The 17,380-nt window shown below is 61.8% G+C and carries 16 protein-coding genes; 10 read left to right on the top strand and 6 right to left on the bottom strand.

What is annotated here, in order from left to right; translation table 11 throughout:
- Positions 1-37 precede the first annotated feature (37 nt).
- The 3 genes from F3H98_RS17600 (at position 38) to hflX (ending at position 2,697) form a co-directional block, all read left to right on the top strand.
- Positions 38-898, top strand: a complete 861-nt coding sequence (locus F3H98_RS17600) for a D-amino-acid transaminase (RefSeq protein ID WP_149761473.1) — start codon at positions 38-40, stop codon at positions 896-898.
- 149 nt (positions 899-1,047) lie between these two features.
- Positions 1,048-1,296 (top strand): RNA chaperone Hfq, encoded by a 249-nt coding sequence (gene hfq / locus F3H98_RS17595; protein WP_149761472.1) that lies wholly within the window; start codon positions 1,048-1,050, stop codon positions 1,294-1,296.
- Positions 1,297-1,326: 30 nt separating this feature from the next.
- Positions 1,327-2,697, top strand: a complete 1,371-nt coding sequence (gene hflX, locus F3H98_RS17590; RefSeq protein WP_149761471.1) for a GTPase HflX — start codon at positions 1,327-1,329, stop codon at positions 2,695-2,697.
- Positions 2,698-2,822: 125 nt separating this feature from the next.
- Here hflX and mazG read toward each other — a convergent pair whose 3' ends face one another.
- On the bottom strand, positions 2,823-3,650 hold the full coding sequence (gene mazG / locus F3H98_RS17585) for a nucleoside triphosphate pyrophosphohydrolase (RefSeq protein WP_149761470.1): 828 nt from the start codon (positions 3,648-3,650) through the stop codon (positions 2,823-2,825).
- A gap of 189 nt (positions 3,651-3,839) precedes the next feature.
- Between mazG and metH the strand changes: the two genes are divergently transcribed.
- The 3 genes from metH (at position 3,840) to F3H98_RS17570 (ending at position 8,557) form a co-directional block, all read left to right on the top strand.
- Positions 3,840-7,640: a methionine synthase gene (metH, locus tag F3H98_RS17580; RefSeq protein WP_149761469.1), complete on the top strand. Its 3,801-nt coding sequence runs from the start codon at positions 3,840-3,842 to the stop codon at positions 7,638-7,640.
- 160 nt (positions 7,641-7,800) lie between these two features.
- Entirely contained in the window at positions 7,801-8,103 is a 303-nt protein-coding gene (locus tag F3H98_RS17575) for an XRE family transcriptional regulator (protein WP_149761468.1), read from the top strand.
- Between the two features lie 142 nt (positions 8,104-8,245).
- Complete coding sequence (locus tag F3H98_RS17570; RefSeq protein ID WP_188130451.1) at positions 8,246-8,557, top strand: antibiotic biosynthesis monooxygenase; 312 nt, start codon at positions 8,246-8,248, stop codon at positions 8,555-8,557.
- Positions 8,558-8,567: 10 nt separating this feature from the next.
- Here F3H98_RS17570 and F3H98_RS17565 read toward each other — a convergent pair whose 3' ends face one another.
- The gene (locus F3H98_RS17565) at positions 8,568-9,737 is read right to left on the bottom strand and encodes an MFS transporter (protein WP_149761466.1); all 1,170 of its coding nucleotides are present in this window, start codon (positions 9,735-9,737) and stop codon (positions 8,568-8,570) included.
- A 12-nt stretch (positions 9,738-9,749) separates the two neighbouring features.
- Positions 9,750-10,004 carry a DUF1127 domain-containing protein gene (locus tag F3H98_RS17560; protein ID WP_149761465.1) on the bottom strand — a complete coding sequence of 85 codons (255 nt, stop codon included), beginning with the start codon at positions 10,002-10,004 and terminating at the stop codon, positions 9,750-9,752.
- A 129-nt stretch (positions 10,005-10,133) separates the two neighbouring features.
- Here F3H98_RS17560 and F3H98_RS17555 point away from each other — a divergent pair, with 129 nt between their 5' ends.
- Positions 10,134-11,648 (top strand): winged helix-turn-helix domain-containing tetratricopeptide repeat protein, encoded by a 1,515-nt coding sequence (locus F3H98_RS17555; RefSeq protein WP_149761464.1) that lies wholly within the window; start codon positions 10,134-10,136, stop codon positions 11,646-11,648.
- 30 nt (positions 11,649-11,678) lie between these two features.
- Here F3H98_RS17555 and F3H98_RS17550 read toward each other — a convergent pair whose 3' ends face one another.
- Positions 11,679-12,359: a TetR/AcrR family transcriptional regulator gene (locus F3H98_RS17550; RefSeq protein ID WP_149761463.1), complete on the bottom strand. Its 681-nt coding sequence runs from the start codon at positions 12,357-12,359 to the stop codon at positions 11,679-11,681.
- Between the two features lie 192 nt (positions 12,360-12,551).
- On the opposite strand from F3H98_RS17550, the gene F3H98_RS17545 reads away from it, so the two are divergent.
- Complete coding sequence (locus F3H98_RS17545; RefSeq protein WP_149761462.1) at positions 12,552-13,040, top strand: RidA family protein; 489 nt, start codon at positions 12,552-12,554, stop codon at positions 13,038-13,040.
- A gap of 106 nt (positions 13,041-13,146) precedes the next feature.
- Here F3H98_RS17545 and F3H98_RS17540 read toward each other — a convergent pair whose 3' ends face one another.
- Positions 13,147-13,515: a YybH family protein gene (locus F3H98_RS17540; protein ID WP_149761461.1), complete on the bottom strand. Its 369-nt coding sequence runs from the start codon at positions 13,513-13,515 to the stop codon at positions 13,147-13,149.
- A gap of 818 nt (positions 13,516-14,333) precedes the next feature.
- Complete coding sequence (locus F3H98_RS17535; RefSeq protein ID WP_149761460.1) at positions 14,334-16,124, bottom strand: winged helix-turn-helix domain-containing tetratricopeptide repeat protein; 1,791 nt, start codon at positions 16,122-16,124, stop codon at positions 14,334-14,336.
- Between F3H98_RS17535 and F3H98_RS17530 the strand changes: the two genes are divergently transcribed.
- Complete coding sequence (locus F3H98_RS17530; RefSeq protein ID WP_149761459.1) at positions 16,102-16,473, top strand: hypothetical protein; 372 nt, start codon at positions 16,102-16,104, stop codon at positions 16,471-16,473. The genes F3H98_RS17535 and F3H98_RS17530 overlap by 23 nt on opposite strands.
- 354 nt (positions 16,474-16,827) lie before the next feature.
- Positions 16,828-17,380: hypothetical protein (locus F3H98_RS17525; protein ID WP_149761676.1), on the top strand; the 553-nt coding region annotated here is incomplete at its 3' end.

The raw sequence follows: 17,380 nt of genomic DNA, 5'->3' as shown, positions 1-17,380 counted from the left end.
CATCCGAAGCTGAAGAAAATCCGGGATTTACGAAACAATGCCGCGCATCGCTTACGTCAACGGCCGCTATGTCGCTCATGCCGACGCTGCGGTCCACATCGAGGATCGCGGCTATCAGTTCGCAGATGGCGTCTACGAAGTGTGCGAAGTGGCGCGCGGCTACATCGTCGACATGAAGCGTCATCTGGACCGTCTGGGCCGCTCGCTGAAGGAACTGCGCATCGCTTGGCCAATGGCCCGGAAAGCGCTGGAAATCGTGTTGCGCGAGGTGGTCAACCGCAACCGCGTGGTCAACGGATTGGTCTATGTGCAGGTGACGCGCGGCGTCGCCGGGCGCGATTTCCTGTTTCCTGCCGATACCAAGCCGGCTTTGGTCGTGACCGCCAAGAAGGTCGACCCGGCGCTTGGCGCCAAACGCGCGGAAAGCGGCATCAACGTCATCACGGTGCCGGAGAATCGCTGGGACCGCGTCGACATCAAGTCTGTCGGCCTGCTGCCCAATGTGCTTGCCAAGCAGAAGGCCAAGGAGGCCGGCGCCCAGGAAGCCTGGTTCGTCGACGAAGACGGCAACGTGAAGGAGGGCGGGTCGTCCAACGCGTGGATTGTCACCAAGGACGGCTTCCTGATCACGCGGCCGGCTGAACATGGCATCCTGCGCGGCATCACCCGGACAACGTTGTTCGAGGTGGCGGCCAAGCTGGGGCTGAAGATCGAGGAGCGCAGTTTTTCCATTGCCGAAGCCAAGGCGGCGCGCGAGGCCTTCATCAGCTCCGCAACGACAATCGCGATGCCCGTGGTGGCGATCGACGGCGCCCCGATCGCCAACGGCCATCCCGGTTCAGTGACCCTTACGCTACGGCAAGCATTTTTTGACGTTGCGGAAAAAACTCAAGCCTGATAACGGCTTCGCCAGAACAGACATTGGTTAATTCTCTTGCTTGCCCGGTTGTCTTGCAGCGACGGGGATACGCGTTGCGCGCTTGACAGCGGCGTTTTATTTTGGCGCACTAGCCGCACTGCCCAGGGGATCGGCGAAAGAAAACAAAAATGGCGGAACGATCGCAAAATCTTCAGGACTTGTTCCTGAATTCAGTTCGCAAGAGCAAGAACCCGCTCACCATCTTTCTCATCAACGGCGTCAAACTCACCGGAGTCGTGACGTCCTTCGACAATTTCTGCGTGCTGTTGCGCCGCGACGGCCATTCGCAGCTTGTCTACAAACATGCCATTTCCACCATCATGCCGAGCCAGCCGGTTCAGATGTTCGATGGCGAGGAAAACGGCAAGGAAGCTTGATTTTTGGCCAAAACTGAAGGCGCGGCGAACATGCCGCGCAAAGCAGGCAACGGCGAGACCGGCAATGGCGCCGGTGGATCAACCGGGCGCGCCGTTATCATCGTGCCGATCCTGACGCGCGAGCGCCCCGATGAAAACGCCTCGACGGGACGGCCGCGGCTGTCACGCTCGCCCGAAGCGCGCCACGAGGAGGCGGTCGGGCTGGCCCGCGCCATCAACCTCGATCCAGTGCACACCGCAATCGTCAACGTCGCCGACCCGAAGCCCGCGACGCTGCTCGGCTCCGGCAAGGTCGACGAATTCGCCGACATCGTCAAAGACGGGAAGGCCGAGCTGGTGGTCGTCGACCATCCGCTGACGCCGGTGCAGCAGCGCAACCTCGAAAAGGCGCTGAACGCGAAAGTGCTCGACCGCACCGGGCTGATCCTCGAGATCTTCGGCGAACGCGCCCGAACCAAGGAAGGCTCGCTGCAGGTGGAACTCGCCCATCTGAGCTACCAGAAGGGCCGGCTGGTGCGCAGCTGGACCCACCTTGAAAGGCAGCGCGGCGGCGGCGGGTTTCTGGGCGGTCCCGGCGAAACGCAGATCGAAGCCGACCGGCGGGCCCTGCAGGACAAGATCATCAAGCTAAAGCGCGAGCTGGAGACGGTGCGGCGCACCCGCGACCTGCACCGCGCCAAGCGCAAGAAGGTGCCGTTCCCGGTGGTCGCCATCGTCGGCTACACCAATGCCGGCAAGTCGACGCTGTTCAACCGGCTGACCGGGGCAGGGGTGCTGGCCGAGGACATGCTGTTCGCCACGCTCGACCCGACCTTGCGCCGGGTGCGGCTGCCGCACGGCACGCCGATCATCCTGTCGGATACGGTTGGCTTCATTTCCGACCTGCCGACGCATTTGGTCGCGGCGTTCCGCGCCACCCTGGAAGAGGTGGTCGAGGCCGACCTGATCATCCACCTGCGCGATATTTCCGATCCCGACACCGCGGCCCAGGCCGAGGACGTCGAGCAGATTCTGGCCGATCTCGGCGTCGACGCATCGCATGCCGAGCGGGTGATCGAAGTCTGGAACAAGATCGACCGGCTGGACGACGCCAGCCGTGAAAGGTTGCTCGACGAAGCGGCCGGCGGCCAGAAAGGCCCGCCGATCGCCATATCGGCGATCACCGGCGAGGGAATTGGTGCACTGGCGGCGATCATCGAGAACCGCGTTTCTGGCGACCTGGAGGCGATCGATGTCACGCTGGCGCCAAGCCAGCTCGGCAACATCGACTGGCTCTACCGCAACGGCGATGTCGTTTCGCGCACCGACAACGAGGACGGCAGCGTCTCCGTGACGCTCAAGGCGACCGCTGCGGCGCGCGCCGAGATCGAAAGCCGGCTGCGTTTGAAAAGCGGTATCTGATTGCCTCACCCCACCCGGCCCTTCGGGCCACCCTCCCCATCAAGGGGAGGGAGAGCCTAAGCTTGCTGTCTCCCTTCCCCTCGATGGGGAGGTGCCGAGCGAGGCGGAGCGGGCGTAGGAGCGCTCTACTGGTTGCGGCCCTTCGCTTGCTGCCAGAGCGCTTCCATTTCGTCGAGCGTCGCCTTCTCAAGGTTGCTTCCCGATGCTTCCAGTTCGCGCTCGACATGGTGCAGCCGTGAGCGAAACTTTTCGTTGGTGCCGCGCAGCGCCGTCTCGGCGTCTATCTTCAAATGGCGGCCGAAATTGACCAGCGCAAACAGCACGTCGCCGAATTCGTCCGCGATTGACGACGTGTCCTGTTTCTCCATCGCCTCGCGCAGTTCGCCGATCTCTTCCTCGATCTTGTCGAGGATCGGCTTGGCGTCCTTCCAGTCGAAGCCGACATGCGCGGCCTTTTCCTGGAGCTTCAAGGCGCGGGTCAGCGCGGGCAGGCCGACCGGCACGCTGTCGAGGTAGCCCGCGCCATTGTCTTCGGGATCGAGACCGCGGGCGAGACGGGCCTCTCGCTTCTCGGCCTTCTCTTCAGCCTTGATCCTGTTCCACATGCCCTTGGCCATGCCGGCGCCACGGGCGTCGTCGTCGCCGAAAACATGGGGATGGCGGCGGATCATCTTCCTGGTGATAGCCTCGACCACATCGCCGAAGCCGAATTCGCCCTGTTCCTCGGCCATGCGCGCGTGGAACACCACCTGCAGCAGGAGATCGCCGAGTTCGTCGCGCAGATCGTCGAGATCGCCGCGCTGGATGGCGTCGGCGACTTCATAGGCCTCCTCCAGCGTATAAGGCGCGATGGTCTCGAACGTCTGCTCGATGTCCCAGGGGCAACCCGTCACCGGCGTTCGCAGCGCCGCCATGATTTCGAGCAGGCGGGAGATGTCCTTTGAAGGCTTCATAAGGCAATGCTAGCGCGGCGGCGCGCCTGCGGGTACCAGCGTGGCGGCGGCAGGGTCGCTTGTCCACAGCTGGCATAACCCCAATTGCGGGCATCGGGTGTCCTTTGCACGGCCGTCGGTCAATATCTCATGTTGACATAAAGATGTCTTTATGTGATTCCACAAGGGGTGTCGCAATAGGGAAAAATCATGTCGCAAACGAGTGCAACGCTCGATGCATTGTTCGGCGCCGTTGCGGCAAAACGCGACGGTTCGGAGGTGCTTTCGGCACTGCGGGCTGCAGCTGCCAAGCGCATCCTCATCCTCGACGGCGCCATGGGCACGCAGATCCAGGGGCTCGGTTTCGGCGAGGATCATTTTCGCGGCGACCGCTTCGGCGGTTGCGCATGCCACCAACAGGGCAACAACGATCTTCTGATCCTGTCGCAGCCGGCGGCGATCGAGGAAATCCACTACCGATACGCCATCGCCGGCGCCGACATCATCGAGACCAACACGTTTTCGTCCACCTCTATCGCCCAGGCCGATTACGGCATGGAGGACATGGTCTATGAGCTGAACCGCGACGGCGCCCGGCTGGTGCGGCGCGCGGTGCTCCGAGCCGAACAGGAGGACGGCAAGCGCCGTTTCGTCGCCGGCGCGCTGGGGCCGACCAACCGCACCGCGTCGATCTCTCCGGATGTGAACAATCCCGGCTATCGCGCTGTAACCTTTGATGATTTGCGCATTGCCTATGCCGAGCAGCTGCGCGGCCTGATCGACGGCGGCGCTGACCTGATCCTGATCGAGACGATCTTCGACACGCTCAATGCCAAGGCGGCGATCTTCGCCTGCAACGAGGTGTTCGAGGAGAAGGGCATCTTCCTGCCGGTAATGATCTCCGGCACGATCACCGACCTTTCCGGCCGCACTTTGTCTGGCCAGACGCCGACAGCGTTCTGGAACTCAGTCCGCCATGCCAATCCTTTCACCATCGGCCTCAACTGCGCGCTCGGCGCCAATGCGATGCGGGAGCACCTGGCCGAGATTTCCGGCGTCGCCGACACGTTGGTCTGCGCCTATCCCAATGCCGGCCTGCCCAACGAATTCGGCCGGTATGACGAGAGCCCGGAATTCATGGCCGAGCAGATCGAGGAGTTCGCGAGGGAAGGGCTGGTCAACATCGTTGGCGGCTGTTGCGGCTCGACGCCCGAGCATATCCGCGCCATTGCGGAAGCCGTGAAAAAGTATCCGCCGCGCGCCATACCCGAAATGGCGCCGCTGATGAGGCTGTCGGGGCTGGAGCCTTTCGCGCTGACCGACGAAATTCCTTTCGTCAATGTCGGCGAGCGCACCAACGTCACCGGTTCGGCGAAGTTCAGGAAGCTGATCACCGCGGGCGACTATGCTGCCGCACTCGATGTCGCGCGCGACCAGGTCGCCAACGGCGCCCAGATCATCGACGTCAACATGGACGAGGGCCTGATCGATTCGGCAAAGGCGATGGTCGAATACCTCAACCTGATCGCCGCCGAGCCGGACATCGCCAAGGTTCCGGTGATGATCGACAGCTCCAAATGGGAGGTGATCGAGGCCGGCCTGAAATGTGTGCAGGGCAAGCCGCTGGTGAACTCGATTTCGATGAAGGAAGGCGAGGCGGCCTTTCTGCACCATGCGAAACTCTGCCGGGCATACGGTGCTGCCGTCGTCGTCATGGCCTTCGACGAGCAGGGGCAGGCGGACACGCAGGCGCGCAAGGTGGAAATCTGCACCCGCGCCTACAGGCTTTTGACCGAGCAGGCGGGTTTCCCGCCGGAAGACATCGTCTTCGATCCCAACATCTTCGCGGTGGCCACGGGCATCGAGGAGCACAACAACTACGGCGTCGACTTCATCGAGGCGACAAGGCAGATCATCCAGACGCTGCCGCATGTGCATGTGTCGGGCGGCGTTTCCAACCTGTCCTTCTCGTTCCGCGGCAATGAGCCGGTGCGCGAGGCCATGCACGCGGTGTTCCTCTACCACGCCATCCAGGCGGGCATGGACATGGGCATCGTCAACGCCGGCCAGCTCGCCGTCTACGAATCGATCGAACCTGACCTGCGCGAAGCCTGCGAGGACGTGGTGCTGAACCGCAGCAGCAGCGCCACAGAGCGCATGCTGGAGATCGCCGAGCGCTTCAAGGGCACCGCCGGCAAGGAGGCGAGGGAACGTGACCTCGCCTGGCGCGAATGGCCGGTGGAACAGCGCATTTCGCACGCGCTGGTCAACGGCATCACCGAATTCATCGACGCCGACACCGACGAGGCGCGGCGTGCTGCCGAACGGCCCCTGCATGTGATCGAAGGCCCGCTGATGGCCGGCATGAACGTCGTTGGCGACCTGTTCGGCGCCGGAAAGATGTTCCTGCCGCAAGTGGTGAAATCGGCCCGCGTGATGAAGCAGGCGGTGGCCGGTCTGCTGCCACATATGGAAGCCGAAAAGCTCGCCAACGCGGCAAAGGGCATAAGCGGCGACGAACGCCAGACCGCGGGCACCATCCTGATGGCGACGGTCAAGGGTGACGTCCACGACATTGGCAAAAACATCGTCGGCGTCGTGCTTGCGTGCAACAATTACGAGATCATCGATCTCGGCGTCATGGTGCCGGTAACCAAAATCCTTGAGACGGCGCGGGAGGAAAAAGTCGATATCATCGGCCTTTCCGGCCTGATCACGCCGTCGCTCGACGAGATGGTGCATGTAGCGTCGGAAATGGAGCGGGAAGGCTTCGACATTCCGCTTTTGATCGGCGGCGCGACCACCAGCCGGGTGCACACGGCGGTAAAAATCCATCCGCGCTACAACAAGGGCCAGACGGTCTACGTGACCGACGCCAGCCGGGCCGTCGGCGTGGTTTCAAGCCTTCTGTCGCCTGACGCCAAGGGCGGCTATGTCGATGCGCTGCGTGGCGAATACAGACGAGTGGCCGACGCGCATGCGCGTTCGGAAGCCGACAAGCAAAGGCTGCCGCTCGCCAAGGCGCGCGCCAATGCGGTGAAGATCGACTGGTCCACATACCAACCACCGAAGCCAGCGTTCCTGGGCACCCGCGTCTTCCAGACCTGGGATCTGGAGGAGCTTGCCCGCTACATCGACTGGACGCCGTTTTTCCAGACCTGGGAATTGAAGGGGCGCTATCCCAAGATTCTCGAGGACGAGGCACAGGGACCGGCGGCGCGCCAGCTTTTCGAAGATGCGCAGGCGATGCTCACAAAAATCATCGCCGAGAAATGGTTCGCGCCGAAGGCGGCGATCGGATTCTGGCCGGCCAATGCGGTGGGCGACGACGTCCGGCTTTATACGGACGAGGGCAGGGCGCGGGAACGCGCCACCTTCTTCACGCTGCGCCAGCAACTGGCCAAGCGCGATGGCAAGCCGAACGTTGCGCTGGCCGATTTCGTCGCTCCTGAGGGCATCGAAAGGCCGGACTATATCGGCGGTTTCGTGGTGACGGCGGGCATCGAGGAAGTGGCGATCGCCGAACGTTTCGAGCGCGCCAACGACGACTATTCCTCGATCCTGGTCAAGGCGCTGGCCGACCGGTTCGCCGAAGCGTTCGCCGAGCGGATGCATGAAAAGGTGCGCAAGGAATTCTGGGGATATGCACCGGACGAAAATCTTTCTCCCGACGCGCTGATCGGCGAACCCTATCGCGGCATCCGTCCAGCGCCCGGTTATCCCGCGCAACCCGACCACACCGAGAAGGTGACCTTGTTCGAACTGCTCGACGCAGAGAAGAACGCCGGCGTCAGCCTGACCGAAAGCATGGCGATGTGGCCGGGATCGTCGGTCTCCGGCCTCTATCTCAGCCACCCGGAGAGCTATTATTTCGGCGTCGCCAAGGTCGAGCGCGACCAGGTCGAGGACTATGCGCGCCGCAAGGGCATGCCGATCGGCGAGGTCGAGCGCTGGCTCGGGCCCGTCCTGAATTACGTGCCGACCGCGACGGCGGTCGAGGAGGCGGCCTGACAAGGGTGACGGGATCGCTATTCCAGCATCGTCATTCGATGTTTGCTTCACCGGGAAGGACACGGTTTTGATGTAACGCATGTCGTTGTCGCAAAACCGCTGCACACTTTTGCGCGACATGCGTTAGGCTGGGCGGGACAATGAAAAGGGCGATTGCGAGATGATCACTGGACCCATGTGCAAGGCGGCGAGAGCCCTGGTGGAAATCACGCGATCCAAGCTCGCCACGGCCGCCAAAGTTGACGAGGCCGTCATCGAGGCTTTCGAGCGCCAGATCAATGTTCCCGAGCCTGCAATCGTGGATGACCTGCAATCGGCTCTGGAAGAGTTGGGGGCAAGTTTCATCCCGGAGCAAGGCTCGAACGGCGCCGGGGTGCGTCTGAAGTTCAGCCGGTCGGTCACTCGCAGGCTCGCTGCGCTGGAAAACGAAGGCGGGCCGACAGGCACCGACGAGGTTCCCTAGCCGCGTAGATCGGCAGGAACCCGATGCAATTCGATGGCGATGTCGCAACCGACTTCGCAATTGCGCATTAAATCGAAATCGCTCAACGTGATTGAAGCCGATGCATCCCTGTTGGGCGGGAGGTGGAGGTAGTGAGATGATAATGCGCGTCTACCGCTGCACTGTCGTTGCCGGCAAAGAGGCGGAATTCCGGGAATTCGCATTCACGAAGAGCCACCCATGGCTGCGCAAGCAGCCGGGCCTGATAGCCTTCTACGCAGGAAGGCCGCTGCCTGACAGCAGTGAGCGCTCACGTTGCATGGTTCAGATCTGGGAAAATACCGCCGCGATCAAAGCCGCCATCGGCGAAGATTGGCGTCAGCCGCGCAAACTGCCCGACGAGGCCCTCGCGTTCATCGAGTCCGTAAGCGTCGAACATTATGACATTGCGGACGAGTTCAAGGCCGGAGCCTAGGCGGACTGCATCACCTTTCGGCTTTACGCCGTGCCATCAGAATCACCGCCAGGACGCAGCACAGCAGCCCAAGCGACAATGGCAGCCCCTTATGTCCGACCAGTTGCATCGCCAGTCCTGTGGCGGGCGAACCCACGATGCCACCGGTGCCCCATACAAGCGAGAAGGCCGCGGTGCCGGCGATCAGGGCCTGACCTTTGAAACGCTCGCCGAGCTGTACCAGCGCCATTGTGTAGATGCCGAACGAGACCCCGCCCCAGACGAAAAGGAGCGGCCAGATGAGCCATGAGTTGAACATCAGGGGCAGAGCCAAGCAGCCGGCCAGCGAAGCGAGCACACAGAACAACATGGTCCGTGCCGAGCCAAACCGTTCAGCCATGCGTCCGAGCACAATTTGCAGCGCGGCATCGCCTGCGATGAAACAGGCGATGAGCGAAGCGATGCGCACTTCGCCGCTGCCGAGTGCGGCGCCATAGACCGCGAACATCGAAATCAGGGTCTGTTCGAACGCTGCTGCGGCGAAAACCGCGAACAAGAGCATCGGGGCCAGTGCGAAGAAGCCGCCGACCGATGTTGCCTCGCCTTCATGCGCCATTTTCGGCAGGCGCGAAACGACCGCAAGCAGGATGAGACCACAGAGAAGGAAGGCCGCGATGCCGATCATGAAGGGCGGCCAACCCTCAGTGCCGACCAGGCCGAGCGACATCGGGCCGATGGCGAAGCCGCCCGAAACGATGGACGAATAGAGGCCCATCATGCGGCCCCGGCGCGACGGCGGCGTAATCGAGATCAGCCAGGTTTCGGCGATCACGTAGGGCGGCTTGGAAAAGAAGCCGAGCAGGAAGCGCAGCGGCATCCACGCCCAGACGTCCTGCGTCCAGGCAATCGCGATCAGGGTGGCCGCGGTCAGGACCGAACAGAGGATCGCCAACCGCGCCGCGCCCACGTGCTGCGCCAGCACCGGCGTGAAGGCCGAGGAGACAATGAAACCCAGCGGCATCATTGCCGCCGACAAGCCGATCAGGCCGGGCGCAGTGCCCTGGCGCTCGAGGATGAAGCTGAGCAGCGGATAGGTCACCCCCGCCGCCACGGCGCCCAACGTGACGGTCGCAATAAGACCCGCCATGGCGGCCCATGGGATACGATCCTCTTGCGGCGATATCGTGCCTTCGGCAATCATGCGGAAGTCGCCTTATGCCTGCCAGAAGGGCTTGGCGATCTCCGCCTCGACCTGCCGTCTTGTCAGACCGATATCATCGATCAAATGCGGATTGGACGCCGACATCTGCTCAAGTTCCCAGCGAACACGTATCCGTTCGTCCCAGGTCGCGATCATGCTTCGCAGGCTCTCAAGGCGTCGACGCGATGTGTCCGCCGGTCCCACAGTCGTTTCCAGCCGCGCTGCCTGATGCGGCGCCGATGCAAGAAGGGCAGGGGTATCGGTCATGGCAACCTCCATATGGTTTGAGGGTCTGGGTACCCTCGACCTGAGAGATTCTGCAGGAAACGAACGGTGCCGTCGTTAAGCCCTCCCAAATAGTTCCAAAAACTTCCAAACGGGCTATAGATGCGCCGCATGCAGGGATCGCGCTTCGCCTTTGGTCCGTTCGTGCTTGATCCGGGTGCAGGAACGCTCCTTCGGAACGACGATCCCGTTGCCGTTGGCCACCGCGGACTGAAGCTGCTTGCAGCACTCGTCGGACGACCCGGCGAAATCCTGGGCAAGGCCGAATTGATGGACGCGGCGTGGCCGGGCACGGCTGTGGAGGAAGGCAACCTCACCGTCCAGATCGCGCAGCTCAGGAAGCTGCTTGGCCCGGCCGGCGATGATGGGAGCGGTGAATGGATCGCAACGGTTCCGCGTGTCGGCTACCGCTTCCTGGGCGCCGTCGAACGGCTTGGCGGCGAAAAGCGAAAAGCGTTGCCGCTGCCCGGCAAACCATCGATAGCCGTGCTGCCCTTTGTGAATGTCAGCAACGATCCCGAGCAGGAAGCCTTCGCGGACGGGTTGACCGAAGACCTGATCACCGACCTTTCCAGGATCTCCGGCCTGTTCGTCATCGCCCGTAATTCAGCCTTTGCCTACAAGGGAAAGGCGATGGACGTGCGCGCCATCGCCGAAGACCTTGGCGTCCGCTACCTGCTGGAAGGGAGCGCACGACGCGCCGCGGGAAGCGTGCGTATCAACGTCCAGCTGGTTGACACTGTGAGCGGCGAACATTTGTGGGCGGAACGCTTCGATCGCAGTCTGGAAGATATTTTTACCGTTCAGGACGAGGTCACCGGAAAGATCGTGGAAGCGCTGCTCGGCCGGCTGCACGCACAGCCGCCGCGTAACCGGCCCAAGAATCTCGAGGCCTACGATCTTTGCGTGCGGGCGCGAAAGCTGATGGATGACTCACCGCAGGCGGCGCAGGAAGCGCATTTGATGCTGACGCGCGCGGTTTCGCTCGATCCGGAATACGCCGAAGCCTATCGCTGGCTTGCCATGAACCACTGGATGGGATGGGTGCATAGCGGCGGGCCAGCAGAACCTGCCCGCAAGGTTGCCCTGGAACTTGCGCGCAAGGCCGTTGCGATTGATCCCAACGATGCCGGCAGCCGCTGGGTCCTGGCTTATTTGCTTGCCTATGAGCGCTGCTTCGCCGAGGCGGATGCGGAATTCGCCAAGGCGATCGAGCTCGACCCGAACGAGGCCGACACTTTTGCGGCATTGTCCGACATCGCGATCCTGGCCGGGCGGGTAGAGGAGGGGATTGAGCACATGCGCAAGGCGTTCCGGCTGAACCCATTTCCGGCTAGCTGGTACTATTTGACGCTCGGCCAGGCGCAATATGCGGTCGGCGATTACGAAGCCGCCGTCGAGACACTGCGCAGGGACGAGACCTATCGCACAAGCTCACGCCGTTTCCTGGCGGCAAGCCTTGCTCAACTCGGCCGGCTCGACGAGGCGCGCGCGGAGGCCGAACTGTTCCTCGTCGGCAACCCGGATTTCACAATCCACCACTGGGCCGAGACGGAGCCATTCCGCGACGCCCCGACGCTTATGCATTTCGTTGATGGTTTTCGAAAGGCGGGTTTGCCGGAATGACGCCCTGGCAGGACCGTCGTGAAGTCGAGCTTATCTTGGAGAGAGGCCATCGAGCAGGAAACCGAGGCCTTTCCGGAAAGCACCATCCCAATCGTCATCCAACAGCAGGCGGGAGCGTTCGATTGTCGGGTAGCGTTCGCTGAGACGCTGCTGCGCGGCGGCCCTGTCGTCGTCCGAAAGGTCGAAGCTCGCCCGGGTGATGGTGGCGCCCATCACATAGTTCCAGAGCGACCATATCGCGACGTTCATGTCCGCGGCCGCTACACCGGCCCTGGACAACGTCTCGCTCAGCATTTCCAGCCGGCTGAGGATGTTCGGGCCGAGCGCCCGGCGCGGCAGCAGCGATGCCGACCAGGGATGGCGCAGCATGCTGGCGCGCCAGTCTTCGAGTATGTGAACGATTTCTTCGCGCCAGTCTTGAAACTCGGCCATTTGCCGCGATCCGCGATATTCGAGCACCGAGTCCAGCGCCAGATCGAAGACATCCTCTTTGTTGTCGACGTACCAATATAGGCTCATCACACCTGAGCCGAGGCGATCGGCCAACCGACGCATGGTCAATCCGTCGAGACCTTGAGCGTCCAGCAGATCCACCGCAGTCACCACGATACGTTCCCGAGAGAGGGGCGGCTCACTGCGCGGTTCCTGCACGGGCTGGAGCCGCTCATCATTTGTCCGTTGTTTGCTTCGGGCGCCGCGTTTGGCTGCCATTCGTCTTCCTCGCTAGTATCGTGTTTTCGAATTTGGCAGGCAACGTCAGGAATGTCGATGCTAAGCGGTTGACTCGTACGTCGTACCATACGATGACTCGTATATCGTACGATTCATGGCGATGGGCCAAAGTTCGATCACGCCGGCTGCGAGGGTACGTCTGCTCGCAGTCCGCAGAGCCAAGAGAAAATCATGTCACGCACAATCAAGCATCTGCTTATCGGAGGGCTAATCATCATGACCATGGGAGTTTCCGCTGCCACGACAGCGAATGAGAACGATCGCGAACTGACCATCGTCAATCCGCAAAACCTCTATGACCCGACGCCGAATGGCTACAGCACGGCGGTGATCATGCCCCGCAACGCCAGGATCGCCTACATCTCCGGGCAGGGCGGCCAAGACGGCATGGGCGCCCTGTCGCCCGACTTCGCTGTCCAGGTGAAACAGGCATATGCGAACCTGCGCACCGCGCTTGATGGGATCGGGGCGAAACCCGATCAGGTCGCCAAGCTCACGGTCTTCGTGGTCGATCACGACATGTCCAAGCTCGAGGTGCTGACCAAGAACGTCAAGGAGATGTTCGGCGAGGCGCTGCCGGCGCAGACGCTGGTTCCCGTTCCCAAGCTTGCAATTGACCCCATGCTGTTCGAGGTGGAGGCCGTGGTCGTGCTTGACTAGCGGCGGAGTTGTTGCCGGATTGCTCGAATTGAAATGGACGAGCGCGCCGCTGACGGCTGCGCGCTTACGACGAGGCCCGGGGCAACAGGTTTCCGCCTGTACGCCTTCAGGATTCTACCTGGGCGATCCCTGGATAGAGCGCCGGATGATCAATCACCCAAAGCCATGATCCGTCGGATTGTTGGCGGGCGACTTCAACGGTGATGGTTCCGTCTGGAAGTCGGGCCGACGTGATAGCAAGTTCTCCGTTCGTTAGAACTCGGGCCGGCGATCCGGGCTCTATGAGAGGCTCTGATGCGAGGAAAGCCCGAAATGCTTCGCCGATGGCAGTTCTGCCCACAGCGACATTGCCACCAGGCAACGCCATGACGGCATTTTCCTCATAGAGCAGGGCAAGCGCGTCCGCGTCTCGATCGATCAACCGCTCGACCAAGAGCCGTGGTAAATCTTCTGGTCGTCCGGCAATTTCTGTCATTGTGCTCTCGTCGAGTCCATGTCACGGCATCTGCTTAGCAGGGGTGGGCGCGAAAACCATGTCAGGAGACTCCGCAAAGAGCGGCGCCCGACGGGAGCGCCCGATCGAGCGCGATCCAGTAAGCTCCCTCGGCTTTAGCTTTGAGAGTCCGCCGCTGGATGTATCACGGCGGACTGGCGCTGCACAGGCAGGTCCACTTCCCACCTTTTGCCGAAATTCATCAGGGCAGTGGGATTCTGGCTGCTTGCCCGAATTCTCCATCAATCTTTGGTGGTCAACGAGTTGATCTAAGGGAATGTGGGCGACAGCCGAGATCGCGGCCAGGCACACGAAAGATCACCGGGAAAAGGAAAGGCGGCATCGATTGGGCGGTGACCGCTGAAGCGGGCAGGGCGTCTGAGGCAGGCTTCTGGCTTTTTCAGTTGCCACTAGTTAGCGGAGGTGTACTTATGTGCGCTCGCATTTCAGGTCTGGCGGTCGGGTACCGCATCCTGCGAGGTCACGGCGCAAAAATTCGCCCATGCGCCGCGGGATGGGCTTGTCGATGGCGGTCTCTAGGTCGATCAGTTAGTCTCATGGCGGCAGTGTCGGTCGTTGCGGGCACCGCGCACGGGGCCGCGTTTCGTGTCGTTGTTCCACGAAAGTCGCTGAGTTCGGGTGCGAAGCGCATATGGCGCAAGGCGCCGCACTGCCGACCCCCCGCACCCGAACTTCCTTGCGAAGGATGATCCTACTTTGAGGGCAACCATCGCCCATGACACAAGGGCTTCAACGTAGCGGCCCAATCAGTCTTCTGCCGGGTCGCGCACGGACAGCCGTCACTCCGGCAACCCCGCGATCCGCATGTGTTCGATCCAGCGGTCGAGGCTTCCGGGCGCGGTCCAAACCTTCTCCCATTCACTGCGTTGTTGGCTGATTGACTGGCCGGGCGAGTCCTGGAGGAAAACCGCAAGCGCGTCCTTTGCCTCCCGATCGTTTCCCAGACAAGCGTGTATCCCCGCAAGCATTCGGTGTGCGCCGCTCGGGATTCTGGACATCTTCCGCATCGCCGCCAGCGCAGCCCGGCAATCGTTCTTTTCCCAGAGCGCCCAGCCCATCTGCCAGTGGAGCAAGTCAGGGTGGAAAGGATCGATGCCCTTGGCCTGCTCGATCCGATCGATCGCTTCGTCGGTGCGGCCAATATACAGCAGCGGGTCCGTACTGCCGTGGAGGATGTTTGAATTGCTGGGATTCAGGGCGATCGCCTGATTGTACCGTGCAAGGGCCTGCTCGATCTCTCCGGCTTCGGTATGGATGCGGGCGCGGACATGATGCGCCTCGGCATCGTCTGGAGCGAGCAGGAGAGCCTTGTCGGCGTATTCGGCGGCGCGCTTCAACGCGTCGTCCCGGTTATGCTCGTGCTCGTGCCACCCAAATGTCGCATCATGGCGATAGGACCAGGCCAGCCCGATATAGCCGAACTGGGCGTTCGGATCCGCTTTGATCGCCTTCAGGCTCAGTTGCCGCAGCAGTTGGTTCCCCGCGGCAGTGAAATCACTGCGCATCTCGGCAATCCCCATCAGGTGATAGTGGAGCGCGCTGACCTGCGCAGCAGTACTCTTTGGCAGGGGGCGCTGGATCCTGCGCCCGACCCGATCCGCAAGCGTGCGGATGATCTCCTCCTGGACGACGAAAAGATCGCCAATCTCGCGGTTGTAGGTGTTGGCCCAGAGATGCGATCCGTCCTGCGCATTCAGCAACTGGGCAGTCACTCTCAGCCGGTTTCCGATCTTCTGCTGGCTGCCTTCGAGCAGGTAGTCGACGCCGAGTTCGTCTCCGATCTGCCTGGTGTCCGCCGGCTGGTCGCGGTACCTGAAGCTCGAGTTCCGGGCGATGACGGCATAAGTCTTGCTCCGCGCAAGCTCGGTGATGATCCCCTCGGCGACGGCATCGCTGAGATATCCCACGTCCGCGCCGGTACTCATGTCGTCGAAGGGAAGGATTGCAATCCTCGGCATAGCGCTCGAACGAACCGGAGCGGCTCGCCATGTTTCCGCGCCGTAGTATGCGCCGATCGCTGCCGCGACGAGAACGAGTGCAGCAAGAATGAAGCCGCTTCGCGAGAATCGTGTCCTGGCACGTGCCGCGCCGGCTGCGGCGTTTGCATCCGCCGCACCGAATGGATCGGCATTCAGTCGGTAACCTCGCTTGGGGAGGGTTTCCACGATCACGTGCGCGTCGTCCCCCACCGCGCGGCGAATATCGGCAATGCATTGAGTGAGGCTGTCGTCGGTGACGAAAGTATCGGGCCAAACCGCCTGCATCAGCGCATCCTTGGACACGATCTCGCCCGGTCGCGCCGCGAGCACGGAAAGCACCTCGGCGGTCTGGCTGCGAAGATTTACCGCTTTGCCGTCGACGGTTCGGAGTTCTTTGGTTTTCGTCAGGAAGACAAAACCGCGAAACGTGATCGTTTCAGCGGATTTCAGGTCAATTTCAGGAGCCTTTCGGGACATTTCACCCTCCTGGCGCGCCTCCTTAGCGTAGCCAATTCGGCCGTCGCTTCCAAGCGATCCTGGCGGCACTGGATTGGGAAAGCAGGAAGACATGAAACGGACCGGGTTCTTCATCGCTCTCGCTCTCCTTTTGGCGGCGCACACGGCTGCAAAAGCGGATTCCCGCACCGCACATTTCTGTGGCCCTGATCATGTCAACGAGGTTGCCTCGGACGACGTTCGTTCCAACCCCGGCGGTTATTATGTCGCCAGCCTCAAGTCGATGGATGACCGCGCCATGTTCACCGCTATCGTTGTCACAATCCATCTGACCAACCGGGGGAAGCTAATCAGGCTGCCCCACGTGAAACCCATGACCTCCATGGCCGAATGCAGAGCTTGGACCCATCAACAGGAGTTCATGCGCGTACTCTCCGGCTATCTTGCCACCTTCCATTACTGCGACTGCGCATTAGAACCATGATGTTGCAAGGTTCTGGTCGCGCTTGGACCGAAGGGATCTCGATGAGCTGGCCATCTTCGTGATGGAAGCCAATCAGCCCATCGCCGCTCAATCATATTGCCTGCGCATCCCGCATCCGGTCGCCGAACGCCATGTCAAAGCTGATTAGAGGGGCGACATTGTCAGCCAGTTGGAAACGCGACACTGGCTCTGGCGATCAGCCCCCGATCCGACCGGCTGGGCCGGGTTGAAAGGGCGGAGCGGGGGCGGGTGAGGGACACCCCTTCGGCTTTAGCTTTCTCAGTAGCAATTGTTCCGTCGCCGGCTGATACTCGTTTGCACCTGGATGGGCGGGGTAGGGATCAAAGCCGCACGATGCTTCCGGAAATCCACCTGCAAGGCGACGTCGATGTCGCCGCGCTGTCACCACTTCTGCGCGGCATGCTTCTTTCGGTTGCCTATGCTGACGGCGAGGGTGGCATCGGGTTAACAGCCACCGGCGCCATGAACCGCAAGTTCGTGCATTGGGCCGCTGTGCACTTCCTCTGGCCAGGGTTCACAGCCGAAGACCTCTACAGCATGAACAAGGTGCTCAATGAACGTGACATGCCGCCGCTTTGGGTCGTGCGCGACATGGCCCGCCATCTGAAGCTTCTTCGCCGGAAAAAGGATGTGCTGCTGCCAACCAGGCGCGGCCGGGAGTTCCTGGCGAACCCGAACGCCTTCTTCGATCTGATCGCCACGGATTACCTCTACTCGTATGTCCACGACACCGAACGAGAGGAAGAGGTCCGGGCGCGGTTGCGCTGGTGGCGCATGTTCCTCAATCTCCTCAATATCAAGGCCAGAAAAGGGTGCACGCCAATGGAGGTTGTGAAGATCCTCTATCCAGACTTCGCGCCTCTGTCGGACACCGAAATAACCCTAG

The sequence above is a fragment of the Neomesorhizobium albiziae genome (genome assembly GCF_900114255.1).
Taxonomy (GTDB): domain Bacteria; phylum Pseudomonadota; class Alphaproteobacteria; order Rhizobiales; family Rhizobiaceae; genus Neomesorhizobium; species Neomesorhizobium albiziae.
The sequence above is the reverse complement of the archived record's forward strand: the minus strand, read 5'-3'. Positions and strand labels throughout refer to the sequence as shown.

Coding starts and splice junctions, on each gene's coding strand:
- F3H98_RS17600 (WP_149761473.1), top strand. CDS start 38: ATGCCGCGCATCGCTTACGTCAACGGCCGCTATGTCGCTCATGCCGAC.
- hfq (WP_149761472.1), top strand. CDS start 1,048: ATGGCGGAACGATCGCAAAATCTTCAGGACTTGTTCCTGAATTCAGTT.
- hflX (WP_149761471.1), top strand. CDS start 1,327: ATGCCGCGCAAAGCAGGCAACGGCGAGACCGGCAATGGCGCCGGTGGA.
- mazG (WP_149761470.1), bottom strand. CDS start 3,650: ATGAAGCCTTCAAAGGACATCTCCCGCCTGCTCGAAATCATGGCGGCG.
- metH (WP_149761469.1), top strand. CDS start 3,840: ATGTCGCAAACGAGTGCAACGCTCGATGCATTGTTCGGCGCCGTTGCG.
- F3H98_RS17575 (WP_149761468.1), top strand. CDS start 7,801: ATGATCACTGGACCCATGTGCAAGGCGGCGAGAGCCCTGGTGGAAATC.
- F3H98_RS17570 (WP_188130451.1), top strand. CDS start 8,246: ATGCGCGTCTACCGCTGCACTGTCGTTGCCGGCAAAGAGGCGGAATTC.
- F3H98_RS17565 (WP_149761466.1), bottom strand. CDS start 9,737: ATGATTGCCGAAGGCACGATATCGCCGCAAGAGGATCGTATCCCATGG.
- F3H98_RS17560 (WP_149761465.1), bottom strand. CDS start 10,004: ATGACCGATACCCCTGCCCTTCTTGCATCGGCGCCGCATCAGGCAGCG.
- F3H98_RS17555 (WP_149761464.1), top strand. CDS start 10,134: ATGCAGGGATCGCGCTTCGCCTTTGGTCCGTTCGTGCTTGATCCGGGT.
- F3H98_RS17550 (WP_149761463.1), bottom strand. CDS start 12,359: ATGGCAGCCAAACGCGGCGCCCGAAGCAAACAACGGACAAATGATGAG.
- F3H98_RS17545 (WP_149761462.1), top strand. CDS start 12,552: ATGTCACGCACAATCAAGCATCTGCTTATCGGAGGGCTAATCATCATG.
- F3H98_RS17540 (WP_149761461.1), bottom strand. CDS start 13,515: ATGACAGAAATTGCCGGACGACCAGAAGATTTACCACGGCTCTTGGTC.
- F3H98_RS17530 (WP_149761459.1), top strand. CDS start 16,102: ATGAAACGGACCGGGTTCTTCATCGCTCTCGCTCTCCTTTTGGCGGCG.
- F3H98_RS17535 (WP_149761460.1), bottom strand. CDS start 16,124: ATGAAGAACCCGGTCCGTTTCATGTCTTCCTGCTTTCCCAATCCAGTG.